Source organism: Vibrio sp. JZG10, assembly GCF_054064075.1.
Map to the genome: position 1 here is coordinate 34,851 of NZ_JBSUGE010000004.1, position 24,520 is coordinate 59,370.

Below are 24,520 nucleotides of genomic sequence, written 5' to 3' on the forward strand. Positions count from 1 at the left end.
GTAAGTTAACCTCGCATGATCATCGTTCCGGAACTATGATCATGTAAACGAACTTGATCATGCTGTTTTGATCTTGTGCGATTGAGTTGGGGAAAAGTTGCAACCCAACAAGGAAGGTATATGATGCCAAGACGTAAGCTGACCGTGTAAAGACGACTGTTTAAAATGAGTGATTCAGATAACCCCAAAGCCCTGCCATATCAAGAGATTATGCTGCCTAAGCCAGCAGAACTGATCACACTTCCGTCTTATATGGATTGCCATGATCATTCTTACACACAGATCGTGATTGGTTTAAAAGGACAAGCCGAATTTGAAGTGCGTGGACGAGGTAATCTTGTCGGTCCTGGCCAAGGTTGTGTGGTAACCGCATGCTCTGATCATGCTTTCGGTGGCGTCATTAATCAATCGGATATTTTGGTGCTGAATATGCCAAAACCGACAAATGATGATCCTGAAATGCTGCAGAAAATCAATAATCTAGAAAGAGACCATGTCTACTTTCAGTTAGACGGTCAAATTCAGAAGCTGATACAGATGTTGGTTCAGGAAATGCGAAACCATCCGGATGATCTGCTGTTAAGTCGTGCGTGCAACGACACTGTGATTGCACTGATGCAGCGCCATATCTCGGCATTTGAGACTAGCCGAAAAGAGTCACGCTTTGATTTGGAGGCGATTGATCGCTACATCGAGCAGCACCTTAGCCATAAGATCAGTGTGGCTCAGTTAGCGGGACGAGTGTTTCTTGGGGAAAGTCAGTTCCATTGCTTGTTTAAGGAGCAGATGGGGATTACACCTCATCAATATGTTCTCGGAAAGCGTATCGACATGGCTCGTGAATTAATCGAGCAAGGCCACCTTTCTTTAGGGCAAATTGCCGAATTCACTGGTTTCTCAAGCCAGAGTACGTTTACTCATACTTTTACTCGCTTACAGGGAATATCGCCATCCCGTTATAAAAAACAAGTTGGATAACAACGCGTATTTTTAGGTCAAATTAGCAGCAATCAGAACAAAGCCATGCAATATGCATGGTTTTTTTGTGTTTTATTCACGTGACCTATCTCTCGTTTTGTTAAATTCTCTGTCCTTTGGTGTGACTGATATGCCACTTGATCCTACATTTTCTCTTAGAACGAACGCTTCACAAAAATCTTATTGATATTCTTGACATTTTGTTGTGATTGCAATGAAAAAATTAAAATTTACAACACAAAATATTACCTATTTGAATGTGACTATGTGGATGTTTTGTTATAAAAGCGAGTTTTTGGCAAAAATGTCGTAGTTTTTGACAAGTATTCTTATCGGCCTCAAAATACACTGCCAGCCATTGATAATCCTCGAAGCGGTTTTCGAGGAGTGAGATTGAGGAACACACATGTTTACAGCTACGAACGTGTTGACACCGGAATTTATCGGGCAGCCGCTTGATAAGTTGTGGTCACTGATCTCGCCATTGTATATGGTGGACGAGTCTCAATGGCTAGAGCAACTATTGCCACTAGCGACGCCGACAGAGGATGAAAAATCGGCGATCACTACCCAAACGACCCAACTTATCGAAGCCATTCGTGCCGATAAGAAGTCAATCCAGATGATTGATGCTCTATTGTTGGAATACAGCTTAGATACTCAAGAAGGTATCTTGCTGATGTGTCTTGCAGAAGCATTAATGCGCATCCCAGATGCCGCGACAGCAGATTCTTTGATTAAAGATAAGTTGAGCGTCGCAGACTGGAAATCTCACCTGAAAAACTCTGACTCTGTGTTTGTTAACGCATCAACATGGGGCCTCATGCTAACAGGTAAAGTGGTTGGTCTTGGTGAGCAAGGCACCCAGAGCCCAGGTCAGGCTGTAAACCGTCTGGTAAATAAATTCTCTGAGCCTGTGATTCGTAAAGCCATGTATCAGGCAATGAAGATTATGGGTCACCAGTTTGTTCGTGGTCGTACGATAGAAGAAGCGCAAAAGAACGGTCGCCCAATGCGCGACAAAGGTTTCACCTACTCATTTGATATGTTAGGTGAGGCGGCGTTAACTACAGCGGACGCGAACAAGTACTTCAAAGATTACCTAATGGCGATCGAAGCGGTAGGTCGAGAGACTTACGGCAATGACACCAGTCCTGCGCCTTCGATTTCCATCAAGCTTTCTGCATTACATCCGCGCTACGAAGTCGCAAATGAAGAACGTGTAATGACAGAGTTGTATGACTCACTAATGCAGCTATTGAAACGTGCAATTGAAGTCGACGTTGCAATCACAATCGATGCAGAAGAAGCGGATCGTCTTGAGCTTTCTCTGAAGCTATTTGAGAAAGTGTACCGTAGCGATCTTGTGAAAGGTTGGGGCAAGTTTGGTTTGGTTATTCAAGCCTACTCAAAACGTGCTCTACCAGTCTTGGTGTGGCTAAACGCACTCGCAAAAGAGCAGGGTGACCTTATTCCGCTGCGTTTGGTTAAAGGCGCGTACTGGGACAGCGAAATCAAGTGGTCTCAACAAGCGGGTTACGCTAATTACCCGGTATACACTCGCAAAGAAGCGACGGACGTTGCGTACCTAGCTTGTGCTCGTTTCCTACTTAGCGAAGGTGTTCGCGGTAATATCTATCCGCAATTTGCAAGCCACAATGCTCACACGGTGACGGCAATCGCCGTTATGGCTGAGCACAAAGAGTACGAGTTCCAGCGTCTACATGGTATGGGTGATTCACTGTATAACCATGTTATGGAAATGTATGGTCAGCCAGTACGTATTTACGCTCCTGTCGGTAGCCATGCTGATCTTCTTCCGTACTTGGTTCGTCGTCTGCTTGAAAATGGCGCAAACAGCTCGTTTGTACACCGTCTGGTTGATGCGCGTTGTCCGATTTACGAGTTGACTCATCACCCTGTTGATGTGTTGACGGGTTTTGACACGCTACACAACGACAAGATCCCATTACCTGCCGACATCTTCCCTGAGCGTAAGAACTCATACGGCGTCAACATTGATATCGACAGTGAGGCGAAGCCATTTGAAGCGCAAGTAGAAAGCTTCATGGACAATCAGTGGGTTGCAGGCCCGATGATCAATGGTGAGCGTTTTGCCGAAAGCATGATCAAGGAAAATACGGCTGAGATCATCACCGCACCGTACGATCGCCGAATTGAAGTCGGCAAGGTGGCATTTGCAACACTTGATCATGTTTCCGCTGCAATTGATGCGGCGCAAACTGCTTTCTCTGATTGGAAAGGTGTTCCTGTTGAGCAAAAAGCGGCTTGTTTAGAAAAGCTTGCTGACTTAATGGAAGAAAATCTGGCTGAGCTGGTGGCGATTTGTCACAAAGAAGCGGGCAAGACGATTCACGATAGCATTGATGAAGTTCGTGAAGCAGTGGATTTCTGTCGTTATTACGCGAAACAAGCGCAAAACCTACAGCCATTTGAGCTAGAAGGTTTTGACGGTGTGAAACGCATTTCTAGCCGTGAAGGTCTTGGTGTGTTTGTGTGTATCAGCCCTTGGAACTTCCCTCTGGCTATCTTCCTTGGTCAGGTAACGGCAGCACTGATTGCGGGTAACACTGTGGTTGCAAAACCTGCTGAGCAAACAAGCTTAATCGCCGCTCGCGCTATTGAATTAATGCTTGATGCTGGCTTCCCTGCTGGTGTGATTCAGTTACTTACTGGTCGCGGCGCTGAGATTGGTCATGCACTGACTTCTCATGATGCTATTGCTGGTGTGGCATTCACTGGTTCAACGGCAACTGCGCAACGCATTAACGTCACGCTTGCGGAGCGCAGCGCGAAACCGGTTCCGTTTATTGCGGAAACAGGTGGTCAAAACGCAATGATCGTGGACAGTACTGCATTGCCAGAGCAGGTGGTGCGTGATGTGATTCGTTCGGCGTTTGCATCTGCCGGTCAGCGTTGTTCTGCCCTTCGTGTTCTATTTGTACAAGAAGATGTAGCAGACCGTATGATCAACCTGATTCAAGGTGCGATGAATGAGCTGCATGTTGGTTTACCTTACCTACACAAAACGGATGTTGGTCCGGTTATCGACAGCAATGCGAAACAAAAACTCCTTGCTCACCTTGAGCAAATGAGCAAAACACAGACTAAAGTCGCTCAGCTACAGCTGGATGAATCGTGCCAGCATGGTGACTTTGTCTCACCAAGTGCGTTTGAAATCTCGGGCATCGATGTGCTGAAAGAAGAACAATTTGGTCCAATCTTGCACATTGTTCGCTTTAAAGCCTCTGAATTACCGAACGTGGTTGCGCAGATCAACAAGACGGGTTTTGGCTTGACGATGGGTATCCATAGCCGTAACGAAACCACGTACCGTTGGATTGAGAAACACGCTCGAGTGGGTAACTGCTACATCAACCGAGACCAAGTTGGTGCTGTGGTTGGCGTACAGCCGTTTGGTGGTCAAGGCTTGTCGGGTACTGGCCCGAAAGCTGGTGGTCCACACTACCTATTCCGCTTTACTCAACATCTTCTTGCTCAAGCAGAAAACGCATAAGGAGTCGCATTATGGTTCATCAGATCACCTATTTTAAAGATGCATTCTCTGCGTGGGAGCAGTGGAATCTGACTGATTTTGATTACAAATGCGAGCATGTTCTGGCATTTAAATCTGCATTAGAAGGGCAGCAGTCTACCGTTGCCAAAGTGGTTTCTTACCACTTGCAACAAGCATCAACTCTTCTTGCAGAAACTCACCAGTTAGTTGGCCCTACAGGGGAAACTAACGAACTGTATGCCGCAGGACGCGGTGTGGCTTTGGTGATTTGTGAAAACAACATCGAGCCTGCTGATAATGCGTTATACAGTGCTTTTGCGATGATCACCTGTGCCTTAATTGCAGGCAACAGTGTGGTCGTTTGCAGTGACAATGCAGAGCTAAACCAACTGGTTAAGCAAGCTGTAGCGTTGGCAAACTTCCCATCTAACTTAGTCCAGGTTGTTGCGTACGATGCGTCTGCCCCGTTGCTTGAGAGCGATGTACGTAGTGTGGGTTATGTTGGGCGTTCACAGGTTGAGCATGCGCTCAATCTTCAACTAGCTAAGCGTGACGGTGCAATCGTCGGCTTAGTTTCTGAAACGGATTTAGAGTCACCGAAATTGGCTCATGATCCTCATCTCTCGTTGCGCTTCATTACCGAGCGCACTCGAACGATAAATATTACCGCGGTGGGTGGTAACGCGACTCTACTCGAGTTGGGGAACGAAACTCACTAACCTGACTTGTGATACCAATCTGGAGTAACTGGACTGAGAGCCGGTCCAGATTGGTTTCTTATACTCTGATGTATTGCTGAGACGGTAAAATATCAGGGCAGGCAAGGAAGGAAATAATTATAACGAGGACTATCTAATGATAGAAAATAGCTTTGCTATCACGTCCACTTTTGTGGCGTATTTACTGATTATGGTTGCTATTGGCGTTTACGCGTATAAGAGGACTTCCAATTCATCTGATTACTTCCTAGGTGGCCGTAGCCTAGGTCCGTGGCCTGCTGCATTATCTGCAGGTGCTTCAGATATGAGTGGCTGGTTGCTGCTAGGCTTGCCTGGCTATGCGTACGCTGCGGGTATCGAGGCCTTCTGGTTAGCCGGCGGTCTACTTCTTGGTACATGGGCAAACTGGCTCATCAGTGCAAAACGCCTACGTACCTACAGTATCCAAACTGACGCGTTAACGTTGCCAGAGTTCCTGTCACGTCGCTTCAACGATAAGTCGAAACTGATCCAGACAATCTCTGCGTTTTTCATTCTTCTATTTTTCCTTTTCTACACCAGCTCAGGTTTGGTCGCAGGGGGCAAACTGTTTGAGACGGTATTCGGTCTAGATTACACTTACGCTGTTATCATCGGTACGGTGTGTGTGGTTTCTTACACACTATTCGGTGGTTTCCTTGCGGTATCTTGGACTGACTTAGTGCAAGGTCTGCTAATGGCCGCTGCGCTAATGATTGTTCCTGTTGCTGTTATGGACGGTGGTCTAGGTCAGCTAACTTCTGATCTGCATGACATCAACCCAGAACTTGCAACGCTATGGAATGACGCCAAAGGCGAACCACTGTCTGCGATTGCTATCATCTCTTTAGCGGCATGGGGTCTTGGTTACTTTGGTCAGCCACACATCCTAGCGCGTTTTAAAGCGTCTCGTTCAAACAAAGATCTAACGACTGCACGTCGTATCGCTGTGATTTGGACTGCACTATCTATGGTTGGTGCAATGCTTGTTGGTCTTGTCGGTCTGGTTTGGGTTACGGGTCATCCGGGCACTCAACTAGAAGATGGCGAGAAGATCTTCATGTTATTGGTTAACGCAGTATTCCACCCTGTCGTTGCGGGTATGTTGTTAGCAGCAATCCTAGCGGCGGTAATGAGTACAGCAGACTCACAGCTTCTTGTTTCATCTTCAGCGCTTGCAGAAGATTTCTACAAGCAAGTATTCAAGCCAGAAGCCTCTTCTGAAGAAATCGTAATGATTGGCCGTATCGGCGTTATCGTGATTTCGCTTGTTGCGCTATTCCTAGCAATGACACCAGATAGTTCAGTACTTGGTCTTGTTTCTTACGCTTGGGCTGGCTTCGGTGCTGCATTTGGTCCTGCGGTTGTACTTAGCCTTTACTGGAGCGGTATGAACCGTAACGGCGCACTAGCAGGTATCCTTGTTGGTGGTATCACTATCGTAGTTTGGAAGCAGCTAACTGGCGGTTGGTTTGATGTGTACGAAATCGTACCGGGCATCATCTTCTCTACGCTTGCTATCGTTGTTATCAGCAAAGCGACAGGCGGTGCAGCGCAAGACGTATTAGACCAACATCAATCGTACGAGAAGAAACTAGTTGAACTAGACTAATTACTTCCTTTTACGAACACAAAGCCCGCTTATACAGCGGGCTTTGTTTTATCTGAACTTAATAAACGTTAATGGTGATTGCTTGAGGCCAGACTGTCACGTCGCTTTATTCTTTGTGAGTGTGTTAGTCACGACGAACTTTGGCGTAAATAACGGTGTTACTCAGCTCGCCAGAAGGCGCACGCCGAGCATTGCGTAGCTCACCTTCAAACTCATACCCACAGCGCTCAGCAACCGCACGACTTTTGCGGTTGTTCGCATCGGCTAAAATCGCGATTCTTTTCGCGTCCAACGCTTCGAATGCATAGTTTTCAATCGCCGCTACCGCCTCAGAGATATAACCGTAGCCTACCGCGCGATCATCAAGCCAATAGCCAATTTCAAATGCCGGTATCTCTTGATCATGGATCATTAACCCAATGGCGCCGAGTAAACGATCGCTTTCCTTGTCGATTAGGTAGTAGCGTAACTCTTCTTCGAAGTTTTCAAAGTTTGCGATGGCTTTCTCTGTTCCTGCAATCATCGCTTCTAAAGTGAGCACGTGAGGTACCCATGGCAGGTAAACTTCAAGCGTTTTTTGGCTACGAACAACGGCCTGATGTGCTTCTTCTGCACGTTCCAAGCAAGCTGGGATGAGCTTTAAACGTTTGGTTTCCATGTCGAATCTCCTAGGCTTTTATACTCCAATCGTCTCGTAATGCAGGATTCAGAGCGTTATCACTAAAAATCATTTAAACAGAAACACTTAGAGACATCTAGCCTTCGCAAGAACATTATTCACTTGGTTTGTAAGGGAGAAGCTGAGAGAATTGAGGCGTTATAAACATAAAATGGTTTAATATGAAACTTCTAGTAAGAAACTTAGCTCGTGAGACGACAGAGCAAGACATCCGTACTCTGTTCTCAAACTACGGCAAAGTTGAGCTTTGCACCGTCGTGCTTGATCAAGAAACGGGTTTATCAAAAGGGTTTGGTTTTGTGATCATGCCGGATGAAGCCGAAGCCGTTGCGGCGTTGGAGGCACTAAACCTGTCTTCAGTACACAAGAGCAAGATTCGTGTGAAAGTCGCACAAGACTAGTATTTATGCCTTTCAAGGTGAAAGATAAAACCAGCTGAGAGGCTGGTTTTTTAGTGCCTTAATTTTGAGAGGTCGCTACGGTTACTTGAGGCGAAAATATTTGTTGGTATACACAGACTTCTCGTTCTTTTCCCTGCATTTTGATGATGTGATTGTCGATATACGTCATGCCCAATTTTTGAATGACTGATTGGGATTGTCTGTTTTCGACCAAGTGCATCGCTTTTAGGCCCGATAACTCAAAATGTGGTCTGGCGAATTGAATTAAAGCCATTGACGCTTCTTGAGCCAACCCATTCCCCCAATAATCGACGCCAAGCCAATACCCTAATGTGCCGACTCCCTCGGAGATGTTTAGCAGACTAACAGCACCAATTAACGCATCGTCTTGACGTTGAGTAATGGCATATATGACCCCACTACGTTGGTGATATAGGCCAACATGGCTCTTAATCCAAACTTGTGCCATCGGCTCTTCATAGGGATGAGGAATATTTGCCGTCATATCTGCAATGCTCTTGTCTCCTGCGAGTCGTGCGACTTTTTCGCTGTCTGTCGGATGAAATGGGCGAAGAATAAGCCTTTGTGTCGTGAGTGTTGGTTGAAGCGTCATCGTGCGTCCTTGAGATGCGTCAGTATCGTGGAAATTGCAGATTCACACTGTAAATCAGGCATGTTTAAACAACCAAGTAATGCCTGAATAGGAAATGTGAGTGAAAGCCATATTTAAAACGCCATAGAACTGTTCATTGCAGATTGAAATAGCGAGTAGCAACAATTGCTTATGTGTGATGTGTCGTATTATTACACACATAAGTGCGTTCGTTCATAATAATGGTACAAAAGTTGAGGTCTGACCAATGTCTCAATTTTTTGATACTTTCGTCCAATTTTTTGAAGATAGGACACAAAAAATTAAAGGGGCTTTTTTATTGTGGAATTATTTTGAACAAAATATGTCAATTGTCAGTAGTACTGAAAAACAGGGAGAAGAGAAATGCCGGATATATATTGCGCAGCTTGTAGAAAATCAACGCAACATAAAGTGATCATGAAGCGTTGCGAGCCACAGCCCGTTGATTCGTTGACAGGTAAAGTGGTGAGTTTTACACAGCTGATGGCGAAATTTGTATCAGGTGAACACTACTACGAGATGGAACCACAATACTACTGCCGATGCTGTAATCATCGTGCAATTGGAGAAGTGATTCCTCATCCTACCAGGCATACGTCGGCAGCTCTCTAATTCAGAGCGATAGCTATGATTAATAGCTAAACAGGGCGGCTTGTCCCGCACGCCAGATCTATAAAGGCGTATCACACGCTTTCAAATTTGCGACTCTACGGGAGCCGCTAGATTACTTTTGTTCTTCATACTCGGTTATGGAGAGAGCGGCAGTAATCGCAGCCCTTTCCTTCCTTAGTTATTTTCTAATTATTCTCTGCTGAATTTCACATGCTGTGCATTTGATGGTTTGCAATTGTTTAAGCAACGATTAATGTGATGCTTCCTGAGTGGTTACAAGGATGTGGTTAATGAGTTACCAATTGGACCGGATTGATTTACACATTTTGAGAGTGCTTCATTCAAGAGGCAGAATTCCAGTTGTTGAACTCGCAAAGCAGATCAACTTAACGACCTCGCCATGTTCTGACCGCGTGAAGCGGCTAGAAAAAGAGGGGTATATCAATGGCTACCATGCTGAGCTGAATGCGGAAAAATTAGGGTTGGATGTGCAAGTATTCATCCATATTCGCTTAGACCAAACCAGTTTTTCCATTTTTGAAAAGTTTGCGAAAGCCGTCGAATTGATGCCGGAAATTGAAGAGTGTTATTCGCTCTCTGGGGACTTCGATACCATGATAAAGGTTCGTGTTAAGAGCATGAAAGCGTATCAGGAGTTTATGTCGAGTAAGTTAGGCACGCTTCCGGGCGTAATCCAGACTCGCAGTGAAGTGGTAATTGAAGAACATAAAACAGGATTTGGCGTGAACCCGGAGCTCCTTGGTTAGGCGAGGCTGATGTCTATGACTACAGCGCTTATGCGTTGAGCATATTATTTAACGTGACTTGGCGGATTACTTTTTCAAGATCAAAAAGGAGCCGAAGCTCCTTTTTGATAAATCGGTGAGCGACTATGCGCCGATAAAGGTGCTGATAACGCCAATTAAACCGCCAAAAACACCGCCCCAAACGACTAGCCAGCCAAGGTGTTCTTTAATCATTTTTTGCACCATTTCTTTGACTAGTGCGGGTGTTAATTCGCTCAAGCGCTGATCAATGATGCCTTCAATGTTCTGCTTTATTTCATCCATCATAGCAGGAGACTCGAACTGCTCTTTCAGTGCTTCTTTGATGTTATCGCTCTTGCTCAACTCAATAATGGATTCTTGCATCTTTTCGACGAAAGGCTGCCGCATAGGTTGTAATGCCTCCGCGCCGCCAAACATCGCTAGCATGCCGCCAAATTGAGAGCCTTCGATCACTTCTACCAAAGAGTCAAACGCTGGGTTTAAATCCACTTTCTCAATCACAGGTTGAAGATCGATGTTTACACCGCCCGCCATTTCTTTGTTCAAGAATCGATCGATGTTCGCTTCGGTAAAGAACTGCTCCATCATCAAGTTTTTGATAGCCAGTTTAAACTCTTCAAATCGCGCGGGGATCACGCCAGAACCGTATAATCCAGGCACTTTTTCAAACAGCATGTGGATGGCAAGCCAGTTAGTGATGGCGCCTGAGAACGCAAACAGTCCCGCATACCAAAGGTAGTCGTTTTGTAATTGATGACCTCCAGCCATCAAAGCGATAGCGAGGACATTCGTTAGCAAACTTTTGTTCATAGTGACCAGTTATATGTGAATATCGGAATAAATAAGTGGGCCTGATTCTATACCTAAGTCACATTGAGATGCTAGGTTTTGCCGTGATGAGTGACCGTGTTGCGAAGGGATAAAAATGGATGTACAGAAAAACAAAACCCGACAATTACTGTCGGGCCACTGCTTTTTCTTAGAAAAACTAAGATTCTATTTTTAATTTTAGATGCGGTAGATCTTACAACAAAGTTGGCATTTCCATCTTTCTGAGTAGCCGAATAGCTTGTCAGCCCAACTTGGTTTGAGTTGTACGATCTGCATTGAACCACATTTACACATAAGCTAATTACCTTATTGTTAATCTAATAACTAAGCCATCTATTGAGTATAGCTGTTTCTCAAAAAGTGAAATGACAAATGAAGACGGCTCAAAACTCTGTATTGTGTTCATTGCAATGGATACGCAACGAGGCGGTATATTAGCAGAAAAAATGTGAGCTTTATCATGGAGGGTGTTTCATATATGAGAAACTATAATGGCTATATGAGTATAGGTTTATTAATAAAAATGAAAAACGGCGCTTCATGCGCCGTTTTTATTGGGTTTCTCGCTAATTAAGAAACGTGTTGATTTTCTAACTCTTCAGCGATAAATCCGCCAGTTTGATGCGCCCAAAGCTGGGCATAAATACCGTTGTTCGCGATGAGCTCTTGGTGAGAACCTTGCTCAACAATACTGCCTTTATCTAGCACGATGAGGCGATCCATTTGTGCTATGGTCGACAATCGGTGCGCAATCGCAATAACGGTTTTTCCTTGCATTAACTCATTCAAGCTTTCCTGGATGGCTGCTTCGACTTCTGAATCCAGAGCCGATGTTGCTTCATCCAGTACCAACAATGGTGCATCTTTGAGTAGCACACGAGATATTGCGATACGCTGACGTTGGCCGCCAGACAGTTTCACACCACGTTCACCAACTTGCGCATCGTATCCGACATTACCAAATGGGTCGGTCAGAGTTTCAATAAACTCATGGGCATGCGCTTGCTTAGTGGCTTTCAGCAAATCTTCTTCTGTCGCATCTGGGTTGCCATACAAAATATTGTCGCGAATAGAGCGGTGCAGCAGAGAAGTATCTTGGGTCACCATACCGATCTTTGAACGCAAAGAGTCTTGTGTGACTTCTGAGATGTTCTGTCCATCGATCTTAATGCTGCCGTCTTCGACATCGTGGAAACGGAGTAACAAGTTCACCAAAGTCGATTTTCCGGCGCCGGAGCGCCCAACCAAGCCTACTTTCTCTCCTGGTTTGATGTTGAGATCGAGGTGGCTAATCACGCCTTTTTTCTCACCGTAATGGAAGCTGACGTTATCAAAGTGAATGCCACCTTCAGTGACAACTAAGTCTTTTGCGTCTGGTTTATCTTTAATATCAATTGGCTTAGAGAGCGTTTTCATTCCATCGACTACGGTTCCCATATTTTCAAAGAGGGCGCCAACTTCCCACATGATCCACATCGACATACCATTTACGCGTAATGCAAGGCTAACAGCAATCGCAATCGCGCCAACGCTGATTGCGCTATCCAACCACAGGTAAATCGATAAAGCAGCAACGGAAAACACCAAAATATAGTTTGAGATCTCTACAGCAACGTCGAAGCCGGTCACTAGGCGCATTTGACGATAGACCGTATTCAAAAATCCCTTCATGCCTTGCTCAGCATATTGGGTTTCGCGCTGGCTATGGGAAAACAGTTTGACCGTTTGAATATTGGTATAGCTGTCGACGATGCGTCCGGTCATTGTCGAACGTGCATCGGCTTGCGCTGAAGCGACATCTTTGAGCTTAGGGACAAAATAGATTTGGATAGCGATGTAAGCGAGCAGCCAGACGATCATTGGGATCATCAAACGCCAGTCTGCCGTCGCTAACATAATTATCATGCTTGTGAAGTAAACCGTAACATAAACAAACACATCCATAGCTTTCATGACGGTTTCGCGCACAGCTAGTGACGTTTGCATGACTTTAGTTGCAACTCGGCCTGCAAAATCATCTTGATAGAAGTTTAAGCTTTGATTGAGCAAATACCGGTGTGCAAGCCAGCGGATAGACATTGGATAGTTGCCCAATAATGTTTGGTGAACGAGCAACGAATACACGATCACCAAAATGGGCATGACAACCAACAATAAGGTTCCGTAGAAAATTAAATCTGCTTTATTGTCTTGCAAGAACGTTTCTGGATTGCTGGTAGACAACCAATCAACCAATTGTCCCATCGCGCCAAACAACATAACTTCAACGACAGCAACAATCGTGGCCATCAAAGACATGATGATCAAAGGCTTTTCGTAGCCGCGGGTATAATAACGTAAAAAAGCGAGCATCCCTGAAGGAGGCTGATCTGGTGTAGATTTGGGGAACGGCTCTGTAAAGCCTTCAAATCGTTTAAACATAACTCATCCTAAAGTTAAAACAGTGCCATTTGGGGTGGCTAAATCCATCGATTCACGCAGCTTTGGACGAAGTCGCGTGTATAAGGGTTTTTGGCTGCTCCTCGAGAAAGCAGACGGATTGACGAGAGGGGCGAAAAAATAGTCTAACCGATTGTGTTTTAAATGTAACTAGTTGGTTATGGGTGTGGTTGTCTATGGTTCTGATTCTTATGATGAATTCTTCGCATGTTCATCGCGATGCCATAAAACCTTAAACCTGCATAGTGACAATAAAATTTCGGGAGAAATAAGCTAAGTTCAGTGAAAATTACTTCTAGATAATTAAATTAATTGTGAAAACAGCAAAACTGAAGTTAACAATAAATTTACAATCTCCTCATTCTAGTGATAAGGAATGTATTGGATGCTATTACACGAATCAGTGACCCAATTTGCTAATGGGAAAAAAGAAAGCACGCAAAGTGCTCAGCGCCAAACCGCAAACTGCGTAGTGATGGTGCCACCGAAAGAGTTTCGTTTTAATGAAGAAACCGCACAAGATAATGAGTTCCAACATAAAGTGTCACTCAGCCAAGAAGAAGTCTCGCGTAGAGTGATGGCCGAGTTCGCGAGTATGGTAGCAACGCTGCGTCAAGAGGGCGTTCAAGTTGTTGAGTTTGATTATCCGGCTTCAGATGTTGCGACGCCAGACGCGGTATTTCCAAACAACTGGTTTAGCACTACGCCAGATGGCACGTTGTACACCTTTCCAATGGCCTGTGAAAACCGTCAAAAAGAAGTGCGTCCCGATGCGCTTGTGGCGGCACTAGCGCAAGCTGGGCGAGAAGTTCATCGACGTAGCAGCCTAACTGAATATCTTGATGAGCAAGCGTATTTAGAAAGCACGGGTGTGATGGTCTTTGACCACTTAAATAAAACGGTCTATGCCGCACTTTCACAACGTTGTGATCGTCTGGTTTTAGAAGATTACGCCGATCGTATTGGCTATGAACGAGTGATCTCTTTCCAAACTCGTTTGCCATCTGGTGCGCCTATTTACCATACCAACGTGATGATGGCTGTGGGTGAGCAGTTCTGCGTGATTTGTGACGAAGTGATCCCAGAATTTGAGCGTCGTTTTGTGATGAAATCTCTCGCTAAAGATAAACAAGTGATCTCTATTTCGATTGAGCAAATGAACCACTTCTGCGGCAACATTCTTCAGTTGGAAACCATCAATGGAGACAAAGTCATTGCGATGTCGCAATCGGCATACGATGCTTTCTCTCCTGCACAAAGAAATCAACTTGCGACGCACGGTAAATTGCTGCCATTCGATGTTTCTACCATAGAATCTATTGGTGGTGGCTCGGTTCGCTGTATGTTGGGTGAGGTATTTTTGCCTAGTCGACAAGCGGTGTTATAAACAATATTGCGCAGTTTTGCTTGCAAATGCAGGTGACGTTCATTCTCTCCCAAATAATAAAACCGTTAGCCTCGAGGCAGTACGAGGCTGACGGTTTCACTTTCTAGCTTCTTCCTAGGATATTCCGAGCTTAACCCATACTCTCGCGCAAAGACTTGATGTCTTTGGATGGTGGCGCACCAAATAAACGGCTGTATTCACGGCTAAATTGAGAAGGGCTTTCGTAACCCACTTTAAACGTAGTCGCCATGGCATCGAGGTTTTCTGTCAGCATTAAACGCCGAGCTTCGCTGAGTCTTAATTTCTTTTGAAATTGCAGTGGAGTCATGGATGTCATAGAACGAAAGTGGGTATAAAACGCCGATTTACTCATGCCACTGTAGGCGGCTAACTCGCTGACACTTAACGGCTTTACGAAATTATTCTTCAACCAATCAATGGCCTTCGCGATTTGATGGCTGTGACTTCCTGCAGTTACGATTTGATTAAGACGAGCGCCCTGTTCGGTGATTAACAGTCGATAAAAAATCTCTCGTTTAATGATCGGCGCTAAAATTTTGATGCTTTGTCCTTCATCCAGCAGCTCTATTAAACGCAGAAAGGCGTCAAGTAATGGCTCCGACAACTCTCCAACCGCTATGCCTTTTTGTGCTTCTTTGCTTTGATTAAACGTCAGCTCACTATCGACAATAAGTTGAGATATTTCAGTCAGATCCAGCTCCATAATCACCCCTAAATAAGGTTTATCTTCACTGGCTTCAATGATATTGGCGATAATCGGCAAGTCGACAGAGGAGATCAAAAAGTGGTTCGCATCGTAAACAAAGCTATCTTCACCCAACAACACGCGCTTTCTCCCTTGAGCAATTAAGCAAATACTTGGGTTATGGGTGTAGCTTGTCGGTGGTGTTGGGGTTGCCCAGCGACTGAACCTTAATCCTGGAATTTCTGTGTCATATTGGTTCGCGCCATTTGCCCATTTCTCAATGTGCTTGGCAAGCTTTTCTATTGCACTGGCCAGGGTTGACGAAGTGTTTGACGATACCTCTTGCATAAGTCAGTGCTCTCCTCTGGTTGGCCTCAGGTTCGGGGTTAACGGCATGCGATTTCTGCCTTTGTAGTTAACGCTTTTTCGGAGTCAACTAAGCGACTTGATTAAGCATAGTTATAACAGTTCATTTCTTTAAGTAAAGAATATTGGGCAAGTGTCTATTTCGAGGTTAAGCGATCAGAGAGTGATCTTTCTGGTTGGTTTTTGAGCGGGTTAATTGTCTGTCATGAATTTTATTATTTAATAGTCAACTACTTATGTATAGATGAGTTTTTATTCCGTTTTTTCTAACCGGTCTCAAGTATGGTTGTCTTTTGTATTGGTTTGGAATATTGGGCAAGTATTAGCAATGAATAGGCTAACGGTCATCTATCAAAGCGCAATACAGTGAACCCATGGTTTGGTGAGTTGTAAGCACTCAAGAACACTATTTGGAGTCATGATGAATAACAAAAGCAATACTCAAATCCCTGACGTACTGCAAGCCGGTGTATTTCAAGGTCGAGGCATTTTCGAGTTTGGTGAAAAGAATGAAGCGTATGCGGATTACTTTACCGGTACGAGTTATCTGGCGTTGCTCCATCAGCCTGGTCTTATCGTGGCGAACGTAACGTTTGAACCAGGGTGTCGCAATTTTTGGCATATTCATCATGAAGGTGGGCAGATTCTGTTAGCGACAGGAGGGCGAGGTTGGTATCAGGAATTTGGCCAACCAGCACAAGAGTTGAATGTTGGTGATGTCGTGCATATCGCGCCAGGTACTAAGCATTGGCATGGCGCAGCTAAAGACAGTTGGTTCTCACATGTAGCAATAGAAATACCGGCTGAAGGCGCAAGTAATGAATGGTGCGAACCAGTCTCTGATCAAGAGTACATGAAACTAAAGTAGCCCGAGCTAAGTTTTCAGTGAGAAAAGGGAATCTCGATGAGACAGGCATACCGTTTCAATCAGTGGGTGAGATGCGTTTTGGTGAGTAGTGCCTGTATGTTCCCCTGCATTGTAAACGCAGAAGTTAATAGCGCTGGATTGGAGGAAAATATGGTGAAAATTCGTTTTATTTTCGATGATTGCAGTGTTTTAGGCACATTGAAGAGCAGTGCGAGTACAGACGATTTTGTTCGTCAATTGCCTCTTACATTAGATCTACAAGACTACGCAAATACAGAGAAAATTGCTTACTTACCGAATAAGCTAACTCGCGAAGGCGCACCTTCTGGAACTCAATCAAAAGCGGGTGACATCTCTTATTACGCCCCTTGGGGAAATTTAGTTATCTTTTATAAAGACTTTGGTTACGCGTCTGGGTTAATTAAATTAGGTCAAATCGATGATGGGATTCATTGCTTTATTTCGAAAGAAACAAACCGTGTCACGATCGAAAAAGTAAATTAATGACCCAGTTAACAATGTGAATTATTAATGTAGAAATCAGAACTCTAATAAATATATTTCTAGAACTTCTATGGATTAGAACACCGTTACATAATGGAATTTTGATATGAAATCATTAAACAAATCTGTTAAATCAATATTAATATTGGTGCTCACTATGACAACGCTATGCACAACGAATATCGCTTCAGCATCAGAAATATTCAGTGATAAAGAGCGAGCTATTATTCCTATTTCTGCTTTTACTGCGAGTGGTGAAATAGAAAAACTAACACAAAGCCTTAATGATGGGTTAGACGCAGGCCTAACGGTCAACGAGACAAAAGAAGTGCTGGCTCAGTTGTACGCGTATGCTGGATTTCCGCGCAGTTTGAATGGACTAGCAACATTTATGACGGTGTTGGAGGAACGTAAAAGCCGAGGTATTACCGATATCTTAGGGCGAGAATCAAGCGCGTTACCTAACGATAAAACCAGCTTAGAATTTGGCGCTGAAAACCAAACACAACTTGTTGGTGCAGAAGTAAAAGGCGCGCTATTCGATTTTTCTCCGCAAATTGATGAATACCTAAAAGCACATTTGTTTGGTGATATTTTTGAACGCGATGTGCTCACTTGGAAAGAGCGTGAAATTGCTACGATTGCAGCATTAGCAAATATGAACGGTGTTAATAGCCAATTAGCAGCTCACTATAATATCAGTATGAATAACAATGTTTCTATTCAAGAGTTAGAGGAATTTATTGTTGTATTAAGTGAGTGCTGTGGTGAAAGTGTGTCGAACAATGCTCAATCGGTCCTAAAAACAGTTTTGGAAAAATAAATATTATTTGGCCAATCATATCAATTAGAAAGGAATTCGTTTATGAAAAATAAATCATCATTGTTTATTTGGTCTGTGCTGTTGTCGACGGGATTTATGCTTCCAATCGCTCAAGCAGCCGATGGTAACTCATCTTCGCAGCAAGTTTATCGCTCTGCTGATCAGAAATCGTTTCAAGGACCTGAAAACCTATTTACCGGGAAAGTTAACGTCGAGATGTTGTTTCCTGAAAACGAAGTTGCAAACTACAGCGCCGCCTATGTCACTTTTGATGCAGGAGCTCGAACCGCTTGGCATACTCACCCTGCAGGACAACACATGATCGTCACTTCCGGTACCGCACTTACAGGAACGCGTGATGGGCATGTAATTCGATTTGCTTCTGGTGATAGTGTTTGGTGTCCGCCTGGTATCGACCATTGGCACGGTGCAACACCAAATGCGCCAATGACTCACCTAGTGGTTACGGCGTCAAAAGACGGTGAAAACGTTATCTGGAAAGAGCAAGTCACCGATGGTCAGTATGCAGCAGGACAGTAATAACTAAGGCCACGTTTTTATAGTGAGCGCAGAGCTTTTACTCTGCGTTTTTTATTGTCTTGTTGGGCCAACCAAGCGCATTTCCCAATCCTCGACTTCGCCAGTTTCTAGGCGGCGCTCGACCAACTGGCCCCAAGACTCGACTAACGGCAGCTCAGACAGCTGAGTGAGTTCTTTTCTATCTAAACTGCCAGTGAAAACCGCCCCCATGATGCGAGCCAGTGGCCATTCTGGATAAGGTCTTTCACACAGAATAATCTTGTCACCTGCACCGATATCACCTTCCTCCAACACTCGGAAATACCAGCCTGTTCGAAGCGTATCTTGCAGTCTTCTCGCCATGTCGTGTTGGTCAAAGCGTACGTTAAGTTTCCAACAAGGCATGCGACCTTGCGATACTTCCAGTAGTGTTGAGCCGATGCGAATTTTATCTTTCAAGCAAATCGTGGATTCGGTGACGCCCTCGGAGCTGATGTTTTCGCCAAAGCCGCCAGCGGATTGGAAAATTGTTCTTTCGCCTAATTCTTGTTGCCAGATTGGGTAGTGCTCGCTTGGGTAAATATGAAGCGCTTTTTGAATCCCACCATGAAAGCGTGGATCGCCTTGCTCATCACTGGTAAAACCAAGCTCTGTTGCGTGCTGGCGCTCGGGCAACACTTGTTTGTTGATTGCGCTTTGCGCTCCATGAGCATAAGGGACAGTTTTCCCTGCTAGCACAGCTTTTACGACGCCGATTTTCTTCATGTAACCTCCTTATTATTGGAATGAGAGATAAAGTGTTTACCTTCATTCGCGATGCGGAGCATGATAGCCTAGTGAACTTGTGTCGGAATAGGGATGAAAAGACAATCAACGATGCTAACTCGCCAAATTGATTCGAAGTCAGGCGTCATGACCTCCAATGAGATGATGGTCGCTAATCCCCATTCTCCTGTTTTGGTGAAAACCATCGACATGCCAAAAGGTTACATTGATGCGCTGCACCAACACACTTGGCATCAAATCATCTTTCCTATCAAAGGGTTATTGCAAACACAAACGGAGCATTATCAGCATTTGGTTCCGCACACTTCTGCGTTATTTGTTCCTGCGGGTGTTCAACACGAGTCGATTGCTCTGAGTAACACGATCTTTGTTGGCATTTACCTTAACCCTGCGTTTGGCGCAATGTACGAGCCACAAGTGAGAACCATTGCTCTAACGCCGTTTTTAAATGAGCTTTTACAAGAGATCCGCAGACAGTGTGAAAATGAGACAAGCCACGAAGAAGTACTGCATTTGCTGGCGGTGTTGCATGATCAAATTTTGAAAAGCAACGTGCAGACATTTCAGTTATTACTGCCACAAGATCGCCGACTAAAACTGATTTTCGAGCAACTGACTGACGAGCCCGCGTTGAGCTGTTCGCTAAAAGAGTGGGGGGAGAAAATTGGGGCGTCTGAGCGCACTTTATCACGGTTGTTCGCCAAGGAATTCAACACTTCATTTCTGCTTTGGCGGCAACAAATTCGGCTGATTTACTCGCTTTCTTTGTTAGATGAATCGTTGCCAATCCAAGCCATTGCAGACCTAGTGGGTTATCAAAACGACTCATCCTACATCAAAGCATTTAAAGCCTATTTTGATATGACGCCACAACAGTTTAGAGTGAACGGCGCATCGCGCAGGTAGAAATACAGAGCTTCGACTTCACTTAATGCTTTTGAGTAGAAGTCGCGAAACTTCCTTTTTGAATTTCAATTACATGGTATGAATAACAATGGCACCAACGATAAATACTCGAGTGAATCAATTCTGTTTTGGTCAGCCCAAAACGTCGCTGTCGTTGGAAAAAGAGCCCCTCAAACCGCTTGTTCAGGGCAAGATTCGGGTGAGGCTCGAAGCTACAAACATTAACCCAAGTGACTTGCTTTCCATTTATGGTGTTGGGCAATACCGCCGCGTTCACGTACCACCTCGCGTGCCGGGATTTGAAGCGGTTGGGCGTGTGGTGGAAGTCAGTGCAGTCGGTCAAACTGGCCTTCAAGTTGGGCAAAAAGTGTTGGTGGCGATGAGTGGTACTTGGCAATACTACATCGATGCTTCGCCCGAGAATCTTTTTCCGCTACCTGAGAGTTTGGATAACGGCTATGCCTGCCAGTTGTATATCAACGCGCTAACCGCGTGGGTTATCACCACGAAAGTAGCTAAGTTGAACAAAGAGGATGTGGTGATCATCAATGCGGCGGGTTCGGCGATCGGTAAGATATTTGCCCAGCTCGCCCATTCACTGAGTTTTACACTGATTGCTGTCACTTCAAAGCCAGACGAGTATCCGTACGATACGATTCCAGTGTTGGACGCGAAGCAAGACTTACACGTGCAACTGCAAACGCGCAAACTGCCACAACCAACGGCCGCTTTGGATGCGATAGGTGGTGAGGCTGGCACGTATCTCATTCGTACCTTGAAAGAAAACGGTCAATACATCAACTACGGAACGTTGTCGTTGGCGCCTTATACGCCGGCGTTTTTTGAATCGATGAAGACCAACAACATCGACTTTAGCACCTTCTTTTTGCGATATTGGGAAGAGTCGATAGGTAAAGGCGGGAGAAAAGCGGTATTCGCTGAAATGTTAGACCACTTTATCGCCAACGATATAAAGTTAAATGTAGCGTCTGAGCTGCCACTAGAGGATTTTCAAACTGCGATTGAAATGGTTGAGCAACGCTCATCGGCAGTGTCAGGAAAAATCATTTTGACGCTATGAATTACAGTGAGTCTGTTGAGAAAAGGGAGGATAAAATCCTCCCTTTTTTGATGGGTTATTTGTAATGATGGGACTATTTTAGATGGAAAATTTGTTCTGTTTCGAGCGATGTCATCGTACGTACTTGACGCCAAATGTAATAAAAAATACCGAACATCATTAACATGCTTGGAATTGCAATCATCGGGTAGCTGTAAAGCGCCATCTTACCCAACTCTTCATTAAAGGCAGCCGTGCCCGAAGGACTGGTCACGATCCAAGTCGCAAGGAAGTAGTTCATCGCGGATGAGAACGCAAAAGTACTCGCAAACAGATAGTTTGATGACATTAGACAACGTTCAAATGCCTCTGATTGACCGTTCTCTTTCAAGCGTTCGTTAATCAGCGATAAATTTAATACCGTGTCATTCAGTACTAACTTCTGCATCAGTGGGTAACGGGTAAACGTTGAGCCCAAAACCGCTAAACCGATCAGGCCAGGGATCAGGGCTTCTTTCAAGGCTAGCCAACGTGTATCAAGCTCTAACAAGCCAATGCCGCCAGTTAATAAAACACTGATAAAGCCAAGTGCAGAAATAAAGTTAAATTTCTTGTTCCGGACAAGGTCCATACCGCCGTAAATGATAGGAAATAGCAAAGCGACAACCAGCGCCATTGCTGTTCCTAGGTGTTCATCGCCGCTAAACTTCATCAAGATAAAGGAAGGGATGAATACGTTAAAAAGAATCTCGAATAGGGGATTCGGCTTTTTCGCCGTTGTGTTACTCATAATGTTTTACTGACTCTACTCTATGTCGGCTGTTATTGTACTTTGACGAGAAGTGTTCATCTAGTCGCGCTTGATGTAAAGCGTTAAAGCGCCGAGTTGTGTAACGACTTATGAAATAGACCGGAGCATAGCCAGTTAGTTGACATGATTGACTACTTTTTTTGTGTCTTAATCGCGCTCCCTCTGCGCAATGATCTGATTGCGTGCTCTGAATAATCGAGTCGCCACGGTGTTGTGATTAAGCTCTAATACTTGAGCAATTTCATTATGATTAAACCCGACTACGAGTTTTAAGACCAATGGCTCTCGGTATTTGGGTTCGAGAATCATCATTTGTTTTTGAAGCCAATCTTGTGCCATGTCGTGGTCACTGCCAGGGTAGGTTTTTGCCTGTATTACACACTCATCAATATCGACAAAATCGTACTGCTTTTTATCAAAGCGCCGAGCATTCTCACGACGCAAAATGGTGATGAGCCAAGGCTTCGCGGCATTGGGATCATTTAAGTTATCAAAGAATCGCCACGCTTTCAGGAAGGTGTCTTGCGCCAAATCTTCAGCAAGGTGATGATCTTTGCATAGCCAATATGCGAGACGATAGATATCTTGGTATCGCTCCTTCGTCAGTGCTTCGTATCGTTTGTGTTTTTCCATAGCATTAAGATCAGAAGTGTAGAGCTGAGTAGCAAGGTAACCTCTGAAGCTCAAAGGTTACCTGCGGTTTCATTCTTGCCCGCTTAAAATGGCTGGGTAGAAAAACGTGAGTATTGAAGGGCGTCTGCGACTTCTTGAGCTTTAGATTCTGAAGTCATGAGATGCAGCAATTTAAGGGCGGCTTGATAGCTAACTAGGCTTCCGTTTGAGGTGATGACACCCTCATCAACAACAAAATTCTGGTCGACCTGTACATCAACTGCTGGATAGTCTTTTTGTAATCCGTTTTCACCTCCTGCCCATGTCGTCGCTTTCTTACCGTTTAACAGGCCAGCCTCGGCCAATAGATACGCACCAGAGCAATTACTTGCCATCCAATCTGCCGCCTTTGATGTGGTTTGAATAAAGTGAATGAGATCCTTGTTTTCGATTAGCGCATCCATGTCGTAGCTGGATGTTAAAACCAGCACGTCGAGCTCCGGCTGATCGCCAATCCAAGCATCCACACCAATTTTTAATCCCTCTTCAGTGGTGATGGTTTTCTGCTCAGAGACGGAAATAGTGAGCACTTCATAATCACTAAACCAAGTCAGCCGACTTGCGACACCAAAGACCTCTAAAGGCGCAGTAACATCAGAGGTCAATACGCCGTCATAAACCAGAATGCCAATGCGTTTATCCGCCGCATGTGCCGTTTGAAGCATCCCAAAGAATAGAACTAAGGTCGCTATCAATAGTTGTAGTGCATTCTTTAATCCATTTTTACCCATTGTTTTTTCCTCGCTAACAGAGCATCAAGTTATTGAGATTCATTATATTTGGGCTGATTGGTGATTGAAGAGCCACTTTGTCTTTACTAAAGTGAATAAAGTTCACGAATGGAATGCACGAGTTTTATGGATAAGATACGGTCCCTACGATTTTTTATTGCCACTTTAGAAGGTGGCAGTTTTGCTGCGGCCGCCAAAGCGTATGGCACAGACCCTTCTACGGTGAGTAAGGCCATCCATCGTCTTGAAAGCGACTTGGGAATACAGCTTTTCCAGCGTTCTACCCGACAGATCCGTCTGACAGAAGCCGGTCGTCGATACGCAAATACCGCTAGGTTTGTACTGGACGAACTGACGGCGTGTGAGGATTCATTAAAAAGCCACAATGATGCGCTTTCAGGACTGCTTAAGATTAATGTGCCGGTCTCTTACGGTCGCCTTTACATTCGCCCTTGGTTAAAAGAGTTTTGTCGCCGCTACCCCAGTATCACTATCGATATTCATTACGATGACGCCTACGTTGATATTATTGAACAAGGGATTGATGTGTCGATTAGATCTGGTGTCGTTCAGGACAGCCAGTTGATTGTGCGCCAGCTGAGTCCTATCGATTTTATTATTTGTGGCAGTCAGGATTATTTAGCGCGCCATGGTGTTCCGAGTGGCCCGGATGTATTCAATGACCATTCTTGGGTTCGTTTTCGTTTTAAACAAACGGGGAAACTGTTGCCGATTCGGATGCCAGAACCAGACGGTGCAAGTGAGTATAACCCCGAGAGAAATTTTATTGTAAACGACGGCGAATCCATGGCAGAGCTTTGCGCAGAAGGCTTAGGGTTAACTCAGATTCCTCACTTTATCGCGAGAGATTGGCTCAAAGCGGGGCGTTTAGTGCCGATATTTCCGAGTATGCGCCAAGCAGGAAATGGCGTGTATCTTCTCTATGCTAACCGGGAATATGTGCCTGCTCGAGTGAGGGTGTTCATCGATTTTATCACCCAAGCGATACAGGATATGGATGAAACGCCATTCCATACGTGGGCTGAAACGTTGCCGATTTACCAACCGAACCAAGGAGATTGAAAACTTCATGTGAGTCTTTGGTTAAAACACTCCAAGCCATATGGTGCTT

24 protein-coding genes are annotated in these 24,520 nt (G+C 44.7%); 15 read left to right on the forward strand and 9 right to left on the reverse strand.

Annotated elements, in window-relative coordinates; genetic code table 11:
* Positions 1 to 165: 165 nt before the first annotated feature.
* From ACWYVB_RS07135 to putP, 4 genes are all read left to right on the forward strand, one after another.
* Positions 166 to 978: an AraC family transcriptional regulator gene (locus tag ACWYVB_RS07135; protein WP_005392148.1), complete on the forward strand. Its 813-nt coding sequence runs from the start codon at positions 166 to 168 to the stop codon at positions 976 to 978.
* A gap of 406 nt (positions 979 to 1,384) precedes the next feature.
* Positions 1,385 to 4,516 (forward strand): bifunctional proline dehydrogenase/L-glutamate gamma-semialdehyde dehydrogenase PutA, encoded by a 3,132-nt coding sequence (gene putA / locus ACWYVB_RS07140; RefSeq protein ID WP_457528509.1) that lies wholly within the window; start codon positions 1,385 to 1,387, stop codon positions 4,514 to 4,516.
* An 11-nt stretch (positions 4,517 to 4,527) separates the two neighbouring features.
* The gene (locus tag ACWYVB_RS07145) at positions 4,528 to 5,235 is read left to right on the forward strand and encodes a 1-pyrroline-5-carboxylate dehydrogenase (protein WP_006740880.1); all 708 of its coding nucleotides are present in this window, start codon (positions 4,528 to 4,530) and stop codon (positions 5,233 to 5,235) included.
* A 136-nt stretch (positions 5,236 to 5,371) separates the two neighbouring features.
* Complete coding sequence (gene putP / locus ACWYVB_RS07150; RefSeq protein WP_005392162.1) at positions 5,372 to 6,865, forward strand: sodium/proline symporter PutP; 1,494 nt, start codon at positions 5,372 to 5,374, stop codon at positions 6,863 to 6,865.
* A 124-nt stretch (positions 6,866 to 6,989) separates the two neighbouring features.
* Here the strand turns inward: putP and ACWYVB_RS07155 are convergent, their stop codons facing one another.
* Positions 6,990 to 7,523 carry a GNAT family N-acetyltransferase gene (locus ACWYVB_RS07155; RefSeq protein ID WP_006740879.1) on the reverse strand — a complete coding sequence of 178 codons (534 nt, stop codon included), beginning with the start codon at positions 7,521 to 7,523 and terminating at the stop codon, positions 6,990 to 6,992.
* A gap of 182 nt (positions 7,524 to 7,705) precedes the next feature.
* Between ACWYVB_RS07155 and ACWYVB_RS07160 the strand changes: the two genes are divergently transcribed.
* The gene (locus ACWYVB_RS07160) at positions 7,706 to 7,945 is read left to right on the forward strand and encodes an RNA recognition motif domain-containing protein (protein ID WP_005392166.1); all 240 of its coding nucleotides are present in this window, start codon (positions 7,706 to 7,708) and stop codon (positions 7,943 to 7,945) included.
* A gap of 58 nt (positions 7,946 to 8,003) precedes the next feature.
* Here ACWYVB_RS07160 and ACWYVB_RS07165 read toward each other — a convergent pair whose 3' ends face one another.
* The gene (locus ACWYVB_RS07165; protein ID WP_317342002.1) at positions 8,004 to 8,558 is read right to left on the reverse strand and encodes a GNAT family N-acetyltransferase; all 555 of its coding nucleotides are present in this window, start codon (positions 8,556 to 8,558) and stop codon (positions 8,004 to 8,006) included.
* Positions 8,559 to 8,942: 384 nt separating this feature from the next.
* Here ACWYVB_RS07165 and ACWYVB_RS07170 point away from each other — a divergent pair, with 384 nt between their 5' ends.
* Together ACWYVB_RS07170 and ACWYVB_RS07175 are read left to right on the forward strand one after the other, a co-directional pair.
* Positions 8,943 to 9,191: a hypothetical protein gene (locus tag ACWYVB_RS07170; protein ID WP_012842405.1), complete on the forward strand. Its 249-nt coding sequence runs from the start codon at positions 8,943 to 8,945 to the stop codon at positions 9,189 to 9,191.
* Positions 9,192 to 9,481: 290 nt separating this feature from the next.
* A complete protein-coding gene (locus ACWYVB_RS07175; protein WP_006740877.1) occupies positions 9,482 to 9,958 on the forward strand; it encodes an Lrp/AsnC family transcriptional regulator in 477 nt (158 codons plus the stop codon).
* 123 nt (positions 9,959 to 10,081) lie between these two features.
* Here the strand turns inward: ACWYVB_RS07175 and ACWYVB_RS07180 are convergent, their stop codons facing one another.
* A complete protein-coding gene (locus ACWYVB_RS07180; protein ID WP_005392172.1) occupies positions 10,082 to 10,789 on the reverse strand; it encodes a DUF445 domain-containing protein in 708 nt (235 codons plus the stop codon).
* Positions 10,790 to 11,380: 591 nt separating this feature from the next.
* A complete protein-coding gene (locus tag ACWYVB_RS07185; RefSeq protein ID WP_281190272.1) occupies positions 11,381 to 13,231 on the reverse strand; it encodes an ABC transporter ATP-binding protein in 1,851 nt (616 codons plus the stop codon).
* 403 nt (positions 13,232 to 13,634) lie between these two features.
* On the opposite strand from ACWYVB_RS07185, the gene ACWYVB_RS07190 reads away from it, so the two are divergent.
* Positions 13,635 to 14,636 carry an arginine deiminase-related protein gene (locus ACWYVB_RS07190; protein ID WP_457528512.1) on the forward strand — a complete coding sequence of 334 codons (1,002 nt, stop codon included), beginning with the start codon at positions 13,635 to 13,637 and terminating at the stop codon, positions 14,634 to 14,636.
* 130 nt (positions 14,637 to 14,766) lie between these two features.
* Here the strand turns inward: ACWYVB_RS07190 and ACWYVB_RS07195 are convergent, their stop codons facing one another.
* Positions 14,767 to 15,690: an AraC family transcriptional regulator N-terminal domain-containing protein gene (locus tag ACWYVB_RS07195; protein ID WP_457528514.1), complete on the reverse strand. Its 924-nt coding sequence runs from the start codon at positions 15,688 to 15,690 to the stop codon at positions 14,767 to 14,769.
* Between the two features lie 436 nt (positions 15,691 to 16,126).
* On the opposite strand from ACWYVB_RS07195, the gene ACWYVB_RS07200 reads away from it, so the two are divergent.
* The 4 genes from ACWYVB_RS07200 to ACWYVB_RS07215 all read left to right on the forward strand — a co-directional run bounded on the left by ACWYVB_RS07200 (position 16,127) and on the right by ACWYVB_RS07215 (position 18,443).
* A complete protein-coding gene (locus ACWYVB_RS07200; RefSeq protein WP_457528516.1) occupies positions 16,127 to 16,576 on the forward strand; it encodes a cupin domain-containing protein in 450 nt (149 codons plus the stop codon).
* 150 nt (positions 16,577 to 16,726) lie between these two features.
* Entirely contained in the window at positions 16,727 to 17,080 is a 354-nt protein-coding gene (locus ACWYVB_RS07205) for a cyclophilin-like fold protein (protein WP_254048107.1), read from the forward strand.
* A 157-nt stretch (positions 17,081 to 17,237) separates the two neighbouring features.
* Positions 17,238 to 17,903: a carboxymuconolactone decarboxylase family protein gene (locus ACWYVB_RS07210; protein ID WP_248380418.1), complete on the forward strand. Its 666-nt coding sequence runs from the start codon at positions 17,238 to 17,240 to the stop codon at positions 17,901 to 17,903.
* A 42-nt stretch (positions 17,904 to 17,945) separates the two neighbouring features.
* On the forward strand, positions 17,946 to 18,443 hold the full coding sequence (locus ACWYVB_RS07215; protein WP_085342455.1) for a (R)-mandelonitrile lyase: 498 nt from the start codon (positions 17,946 to 17,948) through the stop codon (positions 18,441 to 18,443).
* Between the two features lie 51 nt (positions 18,444 to 18,494).
* On the opposite strand, the gene ACWYVB_RS07220 is transcribed toward ACWYVB_RS07215, so the two are convergent.
* Positions 18,495 to 19,187 carry an MOSC domain-containing protein gene (locus ACWYVB_RS07220; RefSeq protein WP_085342456.1) on the reverse strand — a complete coding sequence of 231 codons (693 nt, stop codon included), beginning with the start codon at positions 19,185 to 19,187 and terminating at the stop codon, positions 18,495 to 18,497.
* 111 nt (positions 19,188 to 19,298) lie between these two features.
* Here ACWYVB_RS07220 and ACWYVB_RS07225 point away from each other — a divergent pair, with 111 nt between their 5' ends.
* Both ACWYVB_RS07225 and ACWYVB_RS07230 read left to right on the forward strand, forming a co-directional pair.
* Positions 19,299 to 20,114, forward strand: coding sequence for an AraC family transcriptional regulator (locus ACWYVB_RS07225; protein ID WP_085342603.1), 816 nt, complete (start codon positions 19,299 to 19,301; stop codon positions 20,112 to 20,114).
* Between the two features lie 88 nt (positions 20,115 to 20,202).
* Positions 20,203 to 21,195, forward strand: coding sequence for a zinc-dependent alcohol dehydrogenase family protein (locus tag ACWYVB_RS07230; RefSeq protein WP_457528519.1), 993 nt, complete (start codon positions 20,203 to 20,205; stop codon positions 21,193 to 21,195).
* Positions 21,196 to 21,268: 73 nt separating this feature from the next.
* Here ACWYVB_RS07230 and ACWYVB_RS07235 read toward each other — a convergent pair whose 3' ends face one another.
* The 3 genes from ACWYVB_RS07235 to ACWYVB_RS07245 form a co-directional block, all read right to left on the reverse strand.
* Complete coding sequence (locus ACWYVB_RS07235) at positions 21,269 to 21,964, reverse strand: VC0807 family protein (protein ID WP_457528521.1); 696 nt, start codon at positions 21,962 to 21,964, stop codon at positions 21,269 to 21,271.
* Positions 21,965 to 22,132: 168 nt separating this feature from the next.
* Positions 22,133 to 22,618, reverse strand: a complete 486-nt coding sequence (locus tag ACWYVB_RS07240; protein ID WP_012842407.1) for a sigma-70 family RNA polymerase sigma factor — start codon at positions 22,616 to 22,618, stop codon at positions 22,133 to 22,135.
* Positions 22,619 to 22,701: 83 nt separating this feature from the next.
* Positions 22,702 to 23,388 (reverse strand): DJ-1/PfpI family protein, encoded by a 687-nt coding sequence (locus ACWYVB_RS07245; protein WP_046875663.1) that lies wholly within the window; start codon positions 23,386 to 23,388, stop codon positions 22,702 to 22,704.
* A gap of 126 nt (positions 23,389 to 23,514) precedes the next feature.
* On the opposite strand from ACWYVB_RS07245, the gene ACWYVB_RS07250 reads away from it, so the two are divergent.
* Positions 23,515 to 24,471, forward strand: a complete 957-nt coding sequence (locus ACWYVB_RS07250) for a LysR family transcriptional regulator (protein ID WP_457528523.1) — start codon at positions 23,515 to 23,517, stop codon at positions 24,469 to 24,471.
* The last annotated feature ends 49 nt before the right edge of the window (positions 24,472 to 24,520 follow it).